Consider the following 15,412-nt stretch of genomic DNA (forward strand, 5'->3'; position numbering starts at 1 on the left):
GCGGTTTATCAAACCATTTTTAACTAAACAAAATATCAACGAAACAGAAAATTCTTATTTTCTCCATATTTCATTTAGCTGCCGTTGAGCTTGTTTGTGCTGAAGTGTGCTAATTCTTGTTACCTCTGGATTGCACCATGTCCACCATTGCCGACCTCCCCCATGCTGAACTGTCTTTGCCGAAAACCGCCGGGCAGCTCTTTCGTTGTTTAATCTCCGGTGAACTAATGCCAGGCCGCGCCTGGCAGAACCCGGCATATCGCCGTAAATTTTTGCTGCGTTCGTTGACCACGCCGGTCAGCACCGCGAGCTATCTGGCACGCCTGGTCCAGCAACCTCTCCTGGCGCAGATGCTGCACGTTCAGCCTGGGCTGCCGTGCCGTTTACACCGCCCGTGGCTGTCAACCAATATGAACCGTACGCAAACGGCGCACGCTATTTGCTGGCACTATGAAAACATGATTCGCCTGCTGCCCGCGTCACTCATCAACAGCTATCTCAGCAAAGCCGGCCTCACGCTGGCTGTGCTCACCGGTAAAGATGAGCAGGCCTATTCGCTGCGGTTGCGTTCAGATTTCATGCTGGATAAAGAGGGCGAAGCGACACTGGTATTCTGCGATGCGCAAGACACCATACTTGCGGAACTGACCTTTGCTTTGTGCCAGTTCACCGGTAAAACCACGCTCTATATTGGTGGGCTGCAGGGCGCGAAAGCGCATGTTCCGCATGAGGCGATTCAGGTAGCGACCAAAGCGTGTCATGGGCTATTCCCGAAACGTCTGCTGGTGGAAACCGCTATGACGATGGCGAAATTTCTGCAAGTGGAAGAGATCCGCGCCGTCAGCAATGAAACGCATATCTATCGCAACGCCCGTTATCGCAAGAAAAAACAAGGGTTGCTGCATGCCGATTACAACAGCTTCTGGGAATCGCTGGGTGCCGTTGCCGACCAGCACGGCGACTTTGTGCTGCCGCTGGTGATGCCGCGCAAACCGATGGAAGAGATCGCCAGCAAAAAGCGTTCTGAGTATCGCCGCCGCTACGAGTTGCTCGACAGCCTGCAGGCGCAGACTGCCGCTCACTGCCAGAGCTAATCTGCCCGCCCGCGTGCCAGCCAGAGCACGCGGGAAAACATTTTCCGAAACAGATGCGGCACCGACTCCACGCCGCGTCTGCCCGCTTCCAGTGCCACTTCAATCGCCAGATCCGGTTTTGACGAGCGGTGAATTGCTTTGATAATCACACGCCGCATATTCATCGACACATTTTCCGGTAACTGCGCGATACGGTGATAGACATCGGCGAACCCTTCGCGGTACATAAAGTGCTCCATATCCAGCGCCGGAAGTTCCGTCAGATGCTCGCGCGTCTGATCCCTGTCGTTATCGAGCAGGCTGCGCACGGTGGCGGCATACTTCTTCCCGGCTTCGTCACCATCCACCAGTACATGCCATTCAATGCCCATGCGGCGCGCAAACTTAATCAGCGGCTTTAAGCCTGACTGGGCAAATTCGATAATTTTTACCCCTTCAGCATCGAAATGATGGCCGCACTGCCGCGCCAGTTCATTGATAACCCAGTTCTCCGTCTCCCCTTCCACCAGCAACCAGCAACGAGCAAACAGTGAAGAAGGTCGGTTAACGCGAATATGAAACGCAATGCGCCGCCCATCTTCGGCACTTAAACCGCCAGGGCCAAGACGCCAGGCCGCCACACGCGAAGACTCGCGCACCAGGCGGCAAACATGTTCAACGGGCGTTAATGACAACAACTCACCTGAGTTGGTAGTAGTGATCTTTTGTAGCGGCAGCAAGTTCAGCAACTGCCAGGCCACAGAGAGCATGATCGGATGCAGCCGCGTTTCCGGATCTTCCACCAGCAATAGCGGCCGCGCGTCACGGTCGAGATGAACAGAACCTTTCGCCTGGAGCAACGTAGCGAAAAATCCCAGCAGGATAACCCGGTACATCCGCCCGCCGGGCTTATCAATCATGCGGTTAATAATGTCGAGATAGCGCCAGCTACGTTGCTCATCATGTGAACGGCGACGCATCAGGCGCTGGTGTGAAGCGCCACTGCCCTGCTCGGCAAAATAGTGCTCAAGCAATTGCACCATCGCTGACAGCCCGTGGCGTATCTGCGCGTCGGTTAAATTTTGCGGGCGGGAGATTAATTCGTGGGAGAGGAAATCAAGCTGACGCGCGGTGTTTTCCAGCAACGGTGTGTCCGGTACGCTGCCGTTACGGATGCGGCGCATAAAGCGCGCATCACGCAGCCGCAGTACTGGCATCAGCCGCACCAGATGGCGGGCACTTTCATCAATGTCCTCCAGCGGCAGCAAATTCCCTTGCGCATCGAGAAAACCGCGTAGCGTCATTACGCTGCCATCGTCGGAGAGTTCGCCTTCATGCCGATAGAACAGGCGGCGATAACCGTCATTCCCGGCAACCCAGCAATCTGCCAGCGGGCGATAACGCCGCGTGCGGTAGCGGCCGGGTTCGGATTCGCGGAACGTCAGAATAATATGCAGATGATGTTCGCGCCCTTGCAGATCCCCCGGCGGGAACCAAAAATCATCGCGGACAAAATGGTAGAGATCCGTTTCCGGTGACAGCAGCAGGGTTAACGCGTCCAGCAGGCTCGATTTACCCCAGGCGTTTTCCCCAATTAATACGTTGTTCTGCTCAAGCATCAGCGATAAACGATTAATGCCACGAAAGCCGACAATTTCCACGCGCTCCAGAATCATTCTTCCTCCGGCATCTCTGGGCTTTTCCGTCTATTCTTGAAGGAGTATAGCGGGACGAAAAGCGGCAGAACACGCGCTAAGTGCAATATTTCATTGAAATATATGCGATGGCTCCATCATTGTTATATTTTAAAAAATGAACCACAATATTAAATAGCATATATTTCTTGTTTATTGAATTAAGTAAAAACTTAACACCAACTTAAAGCAATGACTTGCGATAAATTATCTATTTGAAATCAATTTACTGGTTTTTATAACTGGTTATTTTATTTTGCTACTCCCTACAATACGCACGCTTTTATTCACGCATCCATTGATGTCTGACACACGGCACGGGCGCGGGCCCGTTTCTGTTTTTATTGAGGTGGCTATGTTTAGAAAATTAACGGCGGAATGTTTTGGCACATTCTGGCTGGTATTTGGCGGCTGCGGCAGCGCAGTGCTGGCGGCAACGTTTCCGCAAACCGGCATTGGTTTTGCCGGGGTGGCGCTGGCGTTCGGTTTAACGGTCATGACCATGGCATTTGCCGTCGGGCATATTTCCGGCGGACATTTTAATCCGGCAGTGACGCTCGGCCTGTGGGCTGGCGGCCGTTTTCCGGCAAAAGAGGTGGTGGGATATATTCTCGCGCAATTGGCTGGCGGCATTATTGCCGCAGCCGTGCTCTATTTAATTGCCAGCGGTAAAAGCGGTTTCGATGCAGCGGCCAGCGGTTTCGCCTCCAACGGCTACGGAGAACATTCACCAGGACATTACTCAATGTATTCCGCCATTATTATTGAGATTGTCCTGAGCTGCGGTTTCTTGCTAGTGATTCATGGAGCGACAGATAAAAATGCACCTGTCGGTTTTGCGCCTATCGCCATTGGCCTGGCGCTGACTTTAATCCATTTGATTAGCATCCCGGTCACCAACACCTCAGTTAACCCGGCTCGCAGCACCGCCGTGGCGATTTTCCAGGGCGGCTGGGCGTTAGAGCAGTTATGGATGTTCTGGGTGATGCCGATTATCGGCGGTATCCTCGGTGGCGTTATCTACCGTACGCTGCTGGAAAAACGCACGTAATATAGAGACCCGGTTTTTTACTGGGTCTTTTGCATAATCTTTCTTATTTTTTGCAGCTTTACTCATTTTCCACCTTTGGGTAGTGTGTTCCCCGGTGTTTTCACTTTGCAAGGATTCGGGCGCTTCATGCTTTCAGGACTGTTAATTATTCTTCTGCCGTTGGTCATCGGTTATCTGGTTCCCCTGCGTCACACTGCTGCGCTCAAACTTATCAATAAATTACTCAGCTGGATTGTCTATCTGATCCTCTTTTTTATGGGGATAAGCCTCGCCTTTCTCGATAATCTCAGCGCGAACTTACTGGCAATATTGCACTATTCGGCGGTCAGCGTGGTGGTGATCCTGCTATGTAACGCTGCTGCGCTGCTGTGGCTGGAGCGTACACTGCCCTGGCATCACCAGCACCAGCAAGAAAAATTGCCTTCACGGATTGCGATGGCGCTGGAGTCCCTGCGTCTGTGCGGTGTGGTGGTGATCGGTTTCGCCATTGGGCTTTCCGGGGTGGCGTTTTTACGCTATGCCACGGAAGCCAGCGAATACACGCTAATCTTCCTGTTGCTGCTGGTGGGAATTCAGTTGCGTAACAGCGGCATGACGCTGAAACAGATTGTCCTCAACCGCCGGGGAATGATTATTGCCGTGGTGGTTGCCGCCAGCTCACTGATTGGCGGCGTGATTAATGCGCTGATCCTCGGCCTGCCGCTGAAAACGGGCCTTGCCATGGCATCGGGATTTGGCTGGTATTCGTTGTCGGGCATCCTGCTTACCGAATCGTTCGGCCCGGTGATCGGCAGCGCCGCCTTCTTTAACGATCTGGCGCGCGAGTTGATTGCCATCATGCTGATCCCAGGTCTGGTACGTCGCAGCCGTTCTACCGCGCTTGGGTTATCGGGGGCAACATCGATGGACTTCACCCTGCCGGTCCTCCAGCGCTCCGGTGGCCTGGAACTGGTGCCCGCCGCCATTGTGCACGGGTTTATTCTCAGCTTGCTGGTGCCGCTATTAATGGCCTTTTTCTCTGCCTGATACTTCATTGGCGGTAGATGCCTGCCGCCAAACTTGCGCTAAATCAATATCCCCTTAAATTGCCAACAAAATCGCTTTTAAGCCTCCGGACAGCAGCATAATCTTAAACATGCATTTCAAATATAACTTTAACATAAAGGTGTGACCATGTTTTGTGTGCAATGTGAACAAACCATCCGAACTCCGGCGGGCAACGGCTGTGCATACGCGCAGGGGATGTGCGGTAAAACCGCTGAAACCTCCGACCTGCAGGATCTACTGATTGCCGCGTTACAAGGGCTCTCCGCCTGGGCCAGCAAAGCACGTGATTACGATCTAATTGACCACGAGATCGATAACTTCGCGCCGCGCGCCTTCTTCTCTACCCTCACCAACGTTAACTTCGATTCCGTGCGTATTGTCGGCTACGCGCGCGAGGCGATTGCCAAACGTGAAGCGCTGAAAGCCCGTTGCCTCGCTATCGATCCTCATGCCCACGTCGATAACCCGATGGCCGACCTGCAACTGGTCAGCGACGATCTCGGCGATCTGCAACGCCAGGCGGCTGAATTCACGCCGAACAAAGACAAAGCGGCGATTGGCGAAAACATCCTTGGTCTGCGTCTGCTCTGTCTGTACGGCCTGAAAGGCGCGGCGGCCTATATGGAACACGCCCATGTGCTGGGCCAGTACGACAACGAGATCTACGCCCGTTACCACAACATCATGGCGTGGCTGGGTACCTGGCCTTCTGATATGAATGCCCTGCTCGAATGTTCAATGGAAATTGGCCAGATGAACTTCAGTGTGATGAGCATTCTGGACGCCGGTGAAACCAGCACTTATGGCCACCCGACGCCGACTCAGGTCAACGTCAAAGCTGTTGCCGGTAAATGTATCCTGATTTCCGGTCATGACCTGAAAGATCTCTACAACTTGCTGCAACAAACCGAAGGCACCGGCGTAAACGTCTATACCCACGGTGAAATGCTGCCGGCGCACGGCTACCCGGAACTGCGCAAATTCAAACATCTGGTCGGCAACTACGGCAGCGGCTGGCAGAACCAGCAGGTAGAATTCGCCCGCTTCCCGGGCCCCATCGTCATGACCTCCAACTGCATTATCGATCCGACCGTTGGGTCTTATGACGACCGTATCTGGACACGCAGCATCGTCGGCTGGCCGGGTGTCAACCATCTGGAAGGCGACGATTTCGCACCGGTGATCCGCCAGGCGCAACAGATGTCCGGCTTCCCGTTCAGCGAAATCGAACACCTGATCACCGTCGGTTTTGGTCGCCAGACGCTGCTTGGCGCAGTGGATTCACTGATTGATCTGGTGAGCCGTGAAAAACTGCGTCACGTCTTCCTGGTCGGTGGCTGTGACGGCGCGCGCGGTGAACGTAGCTACTTCACTGATTTCGCCACCCAGGTGCCGGATGACTGCCTGATCCTGACGTTGGCCTGCGGTAAATACCGCTTCAACAAACTCGACTTTGGCAACATTGAAGGCCTGCCGCGCCTGATTGATGCGGGTCAGTGTAACGATGCTTACTCAGCCATCATCCTGGCGGTGACGCTGGCGGAAAAACTGGGCTGTGGCGTTAACGATTTGCCGCTGTCGCTGGTGCTCTCCTGGTTCGAACAAAAAGCGATTGTCATCCTGCTGACCCTGCTCTCGCTGGGTGTGACGAATATTGTCACCGGGCCGACGGCACCGGGATTCCTGACGCCGGATCTGCTGGCTGTGCTGAATGAGAAATTCGGCCTGCGCCAGGTCACGACCGTTGAACAGGATATGCAGCAGTTGCTGAGCGCGTAAGGAGCTAACCATGACCATGCCAACCCCTCAATGCCCGTGGCGTATGCAGGTTCACCATATCCAGCAGGAAACACCGGATGTCTGGACACTGTCGCTGTTGTGCCACGATTACTACCCGTATCGCGCCGGGCAATACGCGCTGGTGAGTATCCGCAACAGCGCGGATACGCTGCGGGCCTACACCATTTCGTCCACGCCGGGCGTTAGCGAATACATCACGCTGACCGTACGCCGTATTGATGATGGCGCAGGTTCTCAGTGGCTGACACGGGAAATAAAACGTGGCGATTATCTGTGGCTTTCCGATGCGCAAGGGGAATTCACCTGCGATAACGAACCGAACGATAAGTTGTTGCTGCTGGCGGCAGGGTGCGGCGTGACACCGATTATGTCAATGCGTCGCTGGCTGGCGCATTACCGTCCGTATGCTGACGTACAGGTGATCTTTAACGTGCGTTCGCCGGAAGACGTGATTTTTGCCGACGAATGGCAGGATTACCCGGTCACGCTGGTGGCGGAAAATAACGCCACGGCGGGCTTTGCCTCTGGTCGTCTGAGCCGCGAGTTGCTGAGCCAGGTGCCGGAACTGGCGGCACGCACGGTAATGACCTGCGGTCCGGCGCCATATATGGATTGGGTTGAAAGCGAAGTCAAAGCGCTTGGCGTGACGCGTTTCTTTAAAGAGAAATTTTTTACGCCAGTGGCTGAAGCCGCGACCAGCGGACTGAAATTCAGCAAACTCTCGCCGATGAAAACTTTCTATGCGCCAGTAGGCAGCACGCTGCTGGATGCGCTGGAAAGCAATAAAATGCCGGTCAATGCTGCCTGCCGTGCCGGTGTCTGCGGTTGCTGTAAAACACAGGTAGTTTCTGGTGAATATACCGTCAGCAGCACCATGACGCTGACGGAACAAGAGATTGCCGACGGCTTCGTGCTGGCCTGCTCCTGCCACCCGCAAGGTGATTTAGTACTGGCATAATCCGTAATAAAAAAGCGCCCCTCATCTGAAGGGCGCTTTTCCTAAAACCGTTTACTTCCAGGCAGGTGCAACGGAGTAACGACCCGCACCAATAAACGCAATCACCAGCGCCGCAATAAAGTAATACACCATGCTCTCAATCGCCCATGCGCCAGTCGCATCCAGCGATCCGGTTTTACCCACGCCGACCAGCAACCAGGCCACAATCATGGTGAAAGCCAGCACCAGCGCAGAAGGACGCGTCAGTACGCCGAGGATAATCAGGATCGGGCACAGCACTTCACCAATCAGCACACCATAAGCGATAAAACCGGGAAGCCCCTTCGCCGCCAGCATTCCTGCAATCCCATCAATACCGCCAATTAATTTGTGCAGCCCGTGGAATAGCATCAGCCCGCCGACCATCAAACGCAGCAGCAGACGGCCAAAATCTTCATGCGAAAACATTTTATTAACTGAGTTTAACAATGATTTAACCATTTGAAATGATTCCTGTTTTCATCGACCTGTGTCAGACTATTCCGATCTGTAACAAAAATAAACCCCTGTTTTATAAAAGCTCATTCTAAATCCGCTTTGTGACGCATTCATTGTCTAAGCTTGTAGGCAAGATCACAAAAAGGAGCGTCGTAGATGAAACAGACAGTGGCCGCGTATATCGCCAAAACGCTGGAGCAGGCAGGCGTAAAACGCATTTGGGGAGTCACCGGCGATTCCCTTAACGGCTTAAGTGACAGCCTGAACCGCATGGGCACCATCGACTGGATGCCGACCCGCCATGAAGAAGTTGCCGCCTTTGCCGCAGGCGCAGAAGCGCAACTGACCGGCGAGCTGGCTGTCTGCGCAGGTTCGTGCGGGCCAGGAAACCTGCATTTGATTAATGGCTTGTTCGACTGCCACCGCAACCATGTTCCGGTACTGGCAATTGCCGCACATATCCCTTCCAGTGAGATCGGCAGCGGCTATTTCCAGGAAACCCATCCGCAGGAGCTGTTTCGCGAATGCAGCCACTACTGCGAGCTGGTGTCAAACCCGGAACAGATCCCGCAGGTGCTGGCGATCGCGATGCGCAAAGCCATTCTCAACAAAGGTGTGTCGGTGGTGGTACTGCCGGGTGATGTCGCGCTGAAACCTGCACCTGAAAGCGCCAGCAGCCACTGGTATAGCGCACCGCAGCCGGTTGTTACCCCCGCCGAACAGGAGTTGCACAAACTGGCGCAACTGCTGCGCTATTCCACTAACATTGCGCTGATGTGCGGCAGCGGCTGTGCCGGGGCGCATAAAGAGTTGCTAGCGTTTGCCGGTAAGCTAAAGGCGCCGATTGTCCACGCCATGCGCGGTAAAGAGCATGTGGAGTATGACAACCCCTTTGACGTGGGAATGACCGGCTTAATTGGCTTCTCGTCGGGTTTCCATACCATGATGAATGCCGACACGCTGGTGCTGCTCGGCACACAATTCCCTTACCGCGCGTTCTACCCCACTGATGCGAAAATTATCCAGATCGATATCAATCCGGGGAGTATCGGTGCGCACAGCAAAGTAGACATGGCGCTGGTGGGTGATATCAAAGCCACCCTTGCCGCTCTGTTACCGTTGTTGGAGGAAAAAACCGAGCGCAAATTCCTCGACAAAGCGCTGGAGGATTATCGCAAGGCGCGCAAAGGGCTGGATGATCTGGCAAAACCGAGCGACAAAGCGATCCATCCACAATATCTGGCGCAGCAAATTAGCCACTTCGCTGACGACGATGCCATTTTCACCTGCGATGTCGGCACGCCGACTGTCTGGGCTGCACGTTACCTGAAAATGAATGGCAAACGCCGCCTGATTGGTTCCTTTAACCACGGTTCGATGGCCAATGCCATGCCGCAAGCGCTGGGCGCTCAGGCCACATTCCCACAACGGCAAGTGGTTGCGCTGTGTGGCGACGGTGGTTTTAGCATGCTGATGGGCGATTTCCTGTCGGTGGTACAGATGAAACTGCCGCTGAAAATTATCGTTTTCAATAACAGCGTGCTCGGTTTTGTGGCGATGGAGATGAAAGCGGGCGGCTACCTGACGGATGGTACAGAACTGCAGGATACCAACTTTGCACGTATCGCCGAGGCCTGCGGCATTACCGGTATTCGCGTAGAAAAATCAGCCGATGTTGACGATGCCCTACAGCGTGCCTTCTCGATCGATGGCCCGGTGCTGGTGGATGTCACCGTGGCGAAAGAAGAGCTGGCGATCCCGCCGCAAATCAAGCTGGAACAGGCCAAAGGCTTTAGTCTCTACATGATGCGCGCCATCATTAGCGGGCGCGGCGATGAGGTGATCGAACTGGCGAAAACCAACTGGCTCAGGTAAAACAGAGGGCATTACCCATCGTAAGATAAGGAAATGCCGTGATCGATTTACGCAGTGATACCGTAACCCGCCCGAGCCGCGCCATGCTGGAACAGATGATGGCCGCCCCGGTCGGGGACGACGTTTACGGTGATGACCCGACGGTCAATGAACTGCAACGTTACGCCGCCGAACTCAGCGGTAAAGAGGCGGCGTTGTTTTTGCCGACCGGCACCCAGGCCAACCTGGTCGCCCTGCTCAGCCACTGCGAACGCGGTGAAGAGTACATTGTCGGCCAGGGAGCGCATAACTATCTCTACGAAGCGGGCGGCGCGGCGGTGCTTGGCAGTATCCAGCCGCAACCGATCGATGCCGCCGCTGATGGTACGCTGCCACTGGATAAAGTTGCGGCAAAAATCAAAGCCGACGATATTCACTTCGCTCGTACCAAACTGCTGAGCCTCGAAAACACCCACAACGGCAAAGTGCTGCCGCGCGACTACCTGCGACAGGCGTGGGAATTTACCCGCGAACGCGGATTGTCGCTTCATGTCGACGGAGCACGCATTTTCAACGCGCTGGTGGAATATGGCTGCGAGCTGAAAGAGATCGCCCAATTTTGCGACTCGTTCACCATTTGCCTGTCGAAAGGTCTCGGCACGCCGGTAGGCTCCCTGCTGGTGGGCGATAAAGCGTATATCACCCGCGCTAATCGCTGGCGCAAAATGACCGGCGGCGGCATGCGTCAGGCCGGGATTCTGGCGGCGGCGGGCGTTTATGCATTACAAAACAATGTCGCGCGGCTGAAAGAAGACCATGCGAATGCCGCGTGGCTGGCCGCGCAACTGAAAGAGATTGGCGCAGATGTGATGCGCCACGACACCAATATGCTGTTTATTCGGGTGGGCGATAATGCGCCAGCGTTGGGCGCGTATCTGCGCGAGCGCGGCGTGTTGATCAACGCCTCGCCAGTGGTGCGCCTGGTCACGCATCTGGATGTTAATCGTCAGCAACTGGAAGACGTGGTTCGCCACTGGCAGACCTTTTTACAGCACTAAGGAGCGGAACGTGGCGCAGCGGATCCTGGTGCTTGGTGCCAGCGGCTATATTGGACAACGGCTGGTCGAAGCGCTCAGCCAGCAAGGTCATCAGATCAAAGCGGTCGCGAGAAACTTAACTCGCCTGCAAAAGCAACAACTGCCGGGCGTCAGTTGCCATCGTGTTGATCTCTGGTGGCCGCAGGAGTTGCCCGCGTTATTGACTGATGTCGATACGGTCTATTATCTGGTGCACAGCATGGGCGAAAGCGGTGATTTCGTCGCCCACGAGCGGCAAATCGCGCTGAATGTGCGCGATGCGCTGCAGGGGTCGTCGGTTAAGCAGGTTATCTTTCTCAGTTCGTTGCAGGCGAAGGGCGAAACGAATTCCGACCACCTGCTGGCCCGGCAATACACCGGCGATTTGCTACGCGCGGCGGGCATTCCCGTTACCGAATTACGCGCCGGCATCATTGTTGGTGCAGGTTCCGCCGCTTTCGAAGTGATGCGAGACATGGTGTTTAACCTGCCGGTATTAACGCCGCCGCGCTGGGTGCGCTCACGCACCACGCCGATTGCGCTGGAAAATTTACTGCATTATCTGGTCGAACTGCTTCAGCACCCCGCGCAGGAACACCGGGTGTTTGAGGCCGCCGGGCCGGAAGTGCTGAGCTATCAGCAGCAGTTCAATCACTTTATGCGCGTAAGCGGCGTTCATCGCCCGTTGATCCCGCTCCCCCTCCCTACCCGGCTGATTTCCGTCTGGTTTTTACACCTCATTACCTCGGTACCGCCGACCATCGCCAAAGCGTTAATTCAGGGCTTAAAGCATGATTTGCTGGCAGATGATACCGAATTGCGCCGCCTGATCCCGCAGACGCTGATCCCGTTTGATGACGCGGTGCGCCGTACCCTGCAGGAAGAGGAAAAACTGGTCAACTCCAGCGACTGGGGTTACGACCCACAGGCGTTTTCCCGCTGGCGTCCACAATATGGTTACTACCCAAAACAAGCGGGTTACACAGTGAAAACCACTGCCAGTCTGAGCGCATTGTGGGAAGTGGTTAACCGTATCGGCGGCACAGAGCGTTACTTCTTCGGCAACATTCTGTGGCAAACCCGGGCGTTGCTGGATAATTTAATCGGTCACAAATTGCCGCGTGGTCGACCTGCGCACCCGTTTTTGCAAACCGGTGACGCAGTTGATAGCTGGAAAGTGATCATTGTCGAGCCAGAGCAGCAACTGGCGCTGCTGTTTGGTATGAAGGCGCCGGGGCTTGGGCGGCTCAGCTTTACGCTGACCGATAAAGGCGATCACCGGCTGCTGGATGTCCGCGCATGGTGGCATCCGCACGGTATGCCGGGGCTGTGGTACTGGTTATTGATGTTCCCGGCACATCTGTTTATTTTTCGCGGCATGGCGCAGCGCATTGCCCATCTTGCAGAACAAAATAGAGAAAAAGTCTGAGCTTCACCGCTTTTCTTTTCGTCATCCCATTGCATCAGAGCGTAATTCACGGAAGAATGCCCGCGATAAAGCCTTTTCAACACAATGGATCGATATGAAAGTACTGGTCACGGGCGCAACCAGCGGTTTAGGCCGAAACGCGGTCGAGTATTTGCGGCAAAAAGGAATTATCGTCAGGGCCACTGGTCGTAACGAAGCCATGGGCAAGTTACTCAGTAAAATGGGCGCTGAATTTGTGCACGCCGATCTGACCGAGCTGGTCTCCTCGCAGGCAAAAGTGATGCTTGCCGGGATCGACACGCTGTGGCACTGCTCAAGCTTCACGTCACCGTGGGGAACCCAGGAAGCGTTTGATCTGGCAAATGTGCGCGCGACTCGCCGTCTCGGTGAGTGGGCCGTCGCCTGGGGCGTACGCAACTTTATTCATATCTCCTCCCCTTCGCTCTATTTTGACTATCACCACCATCGCGAAATCAGTGAAGACTTTCGCCCGGCGCGTTTCGCCAACGAATTTGCCCGCAGCAAAGCGGCCGGGGAACAGGTGATCGATCTGCTGGCGCAGGCTAACCCCAACACCCGTTTCACTATTCTGCGCCCGCAAAGCCTGTTTGGTCCGCACGATAAAGTCTTTATTCCGCGTCTGGCGCAGATGATGCACCACTACCGCAGCGTGTTGCTGCCGCGCGGCGGCGATGCGCTGGTGGATATGACCTATTACGAAAACGCGGTGCAGGCGATGTGGCTCGCCAGCCAGCCTCAGTGCGATAAGCTGCCTTCCGGGCGGGCGTACAACATTACCAACGGCGAGCCGCGCTCGCTGCGCAGCATCGTGCAGACATTAATTGATGAACTGGGTATTCACTGCCGGATTCGCTCGGTGCCCTACGCGATGCTGGATATGGTAGCGCGCAGCATGGAGCATTTCGGTGATAAACGCGCCAAAGAACCTGCGTTCACCCATTATGGCGTGTCGAAGCTCAATTTTGATTTCACGCTGGATATCAGCCGCGCCCAGCAGGAACTGGGCTATACGCCGATTGTGACGCTGGATGAAGGCATCAAACGCACGGCGTACTGGTTAAAAGACCACGGCAAACTGCACCGCTGAATGATTTAAAACGGGCCGGATTTGACGTCAGAAATTTTCTGCCCGCTTTTATCGATATAGAACCACTCCCCGCCGATCAGCGCGGTATGCTCGCCATCCTTTTGCGGTTTACAGCCGTTACACACCAGTGCTCTGCCCTCTTTAAACTGCCAGCCGTAATCGAACTGTGGCGCGATGCGGTTACGGAAATTGTCGTCCCAGTAGCCTACTTTGCCGTTCTGGCGCGAGCGCACCAGCCCTTCAACAAACCAGTCCGGGCCATTATCAAAGTGCACAACGGAAAGGTAACTGTCCGGCGAACGCACATAGTAATCGGCGTCCATCAATCCGGCTGCGCGCATATAATCATACAGACCGACCCACGACATCCCCTCGACGTCGCGAGTTTTCGCAAACAACGCAGGCAGGAATTTGAGCTTGCCGTCTTTTACTTCAACGCATTTATCGAGTTTTTCCACGTTATCCGTGGATTTATCCCAGTAAGCACAACTGAACACCGTCACCGGGTTTGGCGCGGCATGGGCAGAAAAAGCCGCCATCAGCAGCGCGCCTGACAGGATGCGAAACCTCATCTCCATTGACCTCGTCATAAAAAAGCCGTGGGAATTACCCCGCCTGGCCATATTTTTCCAGTAATGCCTCGGCAATCGCCAGGCTTTCAGCGTCAGCAATGCCGTTCCACAGCCCCGGACGGAAATGCATTTGAAACGCCATAATTACCCGTTTTTGCTCTGCGGGCGACATCTGCGGTTTCACGTCGTAACCGTACCGCGCCAGTAAATCAAGCAGGGAAGTCGTATCTACCGGCTCATGCGCAGAACGACCATTTAAGTAAAACGCCACACGCTGCGCATCCGGCCAGGCGCCAATCCCGTGGGAAAACAGCGTTTGCCACGGGAACAACGGGCCGGGATCGTCTTTACGCTGCGGTGCGATATCCGCATGTGCGACAACATTTTGCGGCGCAATGTTGTAGCGCGAGATTATATCTTTTACCAGAGGAATCAATGCATTAATTTGCGCGGGCGCAAAAGGTGCGAATTGTTTTCCGCCAGCGGTACGTTGCCAGCCGCGATTTTCCAGCTCAATACCGATGGAGGTATCGTTGATGCGTGTCGCGCCGCGCCAGAAACTTGCCCCTGCGTGCCAGGCTAACTCCTGCTCTGGCACCAGTTGCCAGATCCGCGGTTTACCGTGATGCAGCGGTGGTTCTGCCGGGATCAGGTAATGCGCACTCACCTGCTTATCCGTCAGAGTGGCCAGCGACACATCAAAATCATCGGCAGTGTAATGAATAACCAACACTTTAATTCGCGGATACGCCGCCTGCGCTTGCCGCCGGGTATCAAGCTGATAACCGTTTTTATCAATAATGCCTTTTTCACTGGCGCAACCTGCGAGCAGGAGTGCCAGCAACAGTAATGCGATATTTTTCATGCCCGCGTTTTCACCGCCGTACCGCTGACGCACACCATCAGCATACTGCCGTCTTTGCCCACCGTTTCGTAATCAACATCAATGCCCACCACCGCGTTTGCACCCAGCGCTTTAGCCTGCTCGCCGAGTTCGCGAAACGCGATATCACGCGCCTTGCGTAGCTCTTTCTCATAAGCGCCGGAGCGGCCGCCAACGATATCGCGGATGCCGGCAAAGAAGTCACGAAAAATATTCGCCCCGAGAATCGCTTCCCCGGTAACGACCCGCAGTACTCGACAATCGGTTGCCCTTCCAGCGCCGGTGTGGTTGAAAACTGCATCGGTTTCTCCTTTTAACGTTCAATGCGTTACACCACACATTATCAGATCAATACACTATTCTTGAAAGGTCGTGACTTCTGAAGAGAAA

The 15,412-nt window shown here is 54.8% G+C and carries 13 protein-coding genes and 1 pseudogene; 9 read left to right on the forward strand and 5 right to left on the reverse strand.

Annotation, left to right across the window (positions count from 1 at the left end; all coding sequences use genetic code 11):
* Positions 1–137 precede the first annotated feature (137 nt).
* Positions 138–1,094, forward strand: coding sequence for a VirK/YbjX family protein (locus tag C813_RS37965; RefSeq protein WP_017456160.1), 957 nt, complete (start codon positions 138–140; stop codon positions 1,092–1,094).
* Here the strand turns inward: C813_RS37965 and C813_RS37970 are convergent.
* Positions 1,091–2,749: an ATP-dependent endonuclease gene (locus C813_RS37970; protein WP_017456159.1), complete on the reverse strand. Its 1,659-nt coding sequence runs from the start codon at positions 2,747–2,749 to the stop codon at positions 1,091–1,093. The genes C813_RS37965 and C813_RS37970 overlap by 4 nt on opposite strands.
* Positions 2,750–3,122: 373 nt before the next feature.
* Between C813_RS37970 and aqpZ the strand changes: the two genes are divergently transcribed.
* From aqpZ to hcr, 4 genes are all read left to right on the forward strand, one after another.
* Positions 3,123–3,818 carry an aquaporin Z gene (gene aqpZ, locus C813_RS37975; RefSeq protein WP_017456158.1) on the forward strand — a complete coding sequence of 232 codons (696 nt, stop codon included), beginning with the start codon at positions 3,123–3,125 and terminating at the stop codon, positions 3,816–3,818.
* A gap of 126 nt (positions 3,819–3,944) precedes the next feature.
* Positions 3,945–4,844, forward strand: a complete 900-nt coding sequence (locus C813_RS37980) for a lysine exporter LysO family protein (RefSeq protein WP_017456157.1) — start codon at positions 3,945–3,947, stop codon at positions 4,842–4,844.
* A 147-nt stretch (positions 4,845–4,991) separates the two neighbouring features.
* Entirely contained in the window at positions 4,992–6,644 is a 1,653-nt protein-coding gene (gene hcp, locus C813_RS37985) for a hydroxylamine reductase (RefSeq protein WP_017456156.1), read from the forward strand.
* 10 nt (positions 6,645–6,654) lie between these two features.
* Complete coding sequence (gene hcr / locus C813_RS37990; protein WP_017456155.1) at positions 6,655–7,623, forward strand: NADH oxidoreductase; 969 nt, start codon at positions 6,655–6,657, stop codon at positions 7,621–7,623.
* Between the two features lie 51 nt (positions 7,624–7,674).
* Here the strand turns inward: hcr and C813_RS37995 are convergent, their stop codons facing one another.
* On the reverse strand, positions 7,675–8,103 hold the full coding sequence (locus C813_RS37995; protein ID WP_017456154.1) for a DoxX family protein: 429 nt from the start codon (positions 8,101–8,103) through the stop codon (positions 7,675–7,677).
* Between the two features lie 153 nt (positions 8,104–8,256).
* Here C813_RS37995 and poxB point away from each other — a divergent pair, with 153 nt between their 5' ends.
* The 4 genes from poxB to C813_RS38015 all read left to right on the forward strand — a co-directional run bounded on the left by poxB (position 8,257) and on the right by C813_RS38015 (position 13,567).
* The gene (gene poxB, locus C813_RS38000) at positions 8,257–9,975 is read left to right on the forward strand and encodes a ubiquinone-dependent pyruvate dehydrogenase (protein WP_017456153.1); all 1,719 of its coding nucleotides are present in this window, start codon (positions 8,257–8,259) and stop codon (positions 9,973–9,975) included.
* A gap of 38 nt (positions 9,976–10,013) precedes the next feature.
* Positions 10,014–11,012, forward strand: a complete 999-nt coding sequence (gene ltaE, locus C813_RS38005) for a low-specificity L-threonine aldolase (protein WP_017456152.1) — start codon at positions 10,014–10,016, stop codon at positions 11,010–11,012.
* A gap of 10 nt (positions 11,013–11,022) precedes the next feature.
* Entirely contained in the window at positions 11,023–12,459 is a 1,437-nt protein-coding gene (locus tag C813_RS38010; protein ID WP_017456151.1) for an SDR family oxidoreductase, read from the forward strand.
* Positions 12,460–12,553: 94 nt separating this feature from the next.
* Entirely contained in the window at positions 12,554–13,567 is a 1,014-nt protein-coding gene (locus tag C813_RS38015; RefSeq protein ID WP_017456150.1) for an NAD-dependent epimerase/dehydratase family protein, read from the forward strand.
* A gap of 5 nt (positions 13,568–13,572) precedes the next feature.
* Here the strand turns inward: C813_RS38015 and C813_RS38020 are convergent, their stop codons facing one another.
* The 3 genes and pseudogenes from C813_RS38020 to C813_RS38030 all read right to left on the reverse strand — a co-directional run bounded on the left by C813_RS38020 (position 13,573) and on the right by C813_RS38030 (position 15,323).
* Positions 13,573–14,139: a WG repeat-containing protein gene (locus C813_RS38020; RefSeq protein WP_238593037.1), complete on the reverse strand. Its 567-nt coding sequence runs from the start codon at positions 14,137–14,139 to the stop codon at positions 13,573–13,575.
* A gap of 34 nt (positions 14,140–14,173) precedes the next feature.
* Positions 14,174–15,004 (reverse strand): N-acetylmuramoyl-L-alanine amidase, encoded by an 831-nt coding sequence (locus C813_RS38025; protein ID WP_017456148.1) that lies wholly within the window; start codon positions 15,002–15,004, stop codon positions 14,174–14,176.
* Positions 15,001–15,323: pseudogene (locus C813_RS38030) on the reverse strand (heavy metal-binding domain-containing protein). Before C813_RS38030 ends, C813_RS38025 begins: the two are co-directional and overlap by 4 nt.
* Between the last annotated feature and the right edge of the window lie 89 nt (positions 15,324–15,412).

The sequence above is a fragment of the Kosakonia sacchari SP1 genome, assembly GCF_000300455.3.
Classification (GTDB): domain Bacteria; phylum Pseudomonadota; class Gammaproteobacteria; order Enterobacterales; family Enterobacteriaceae; genus Kosakonia; species Kosakonia sacchari.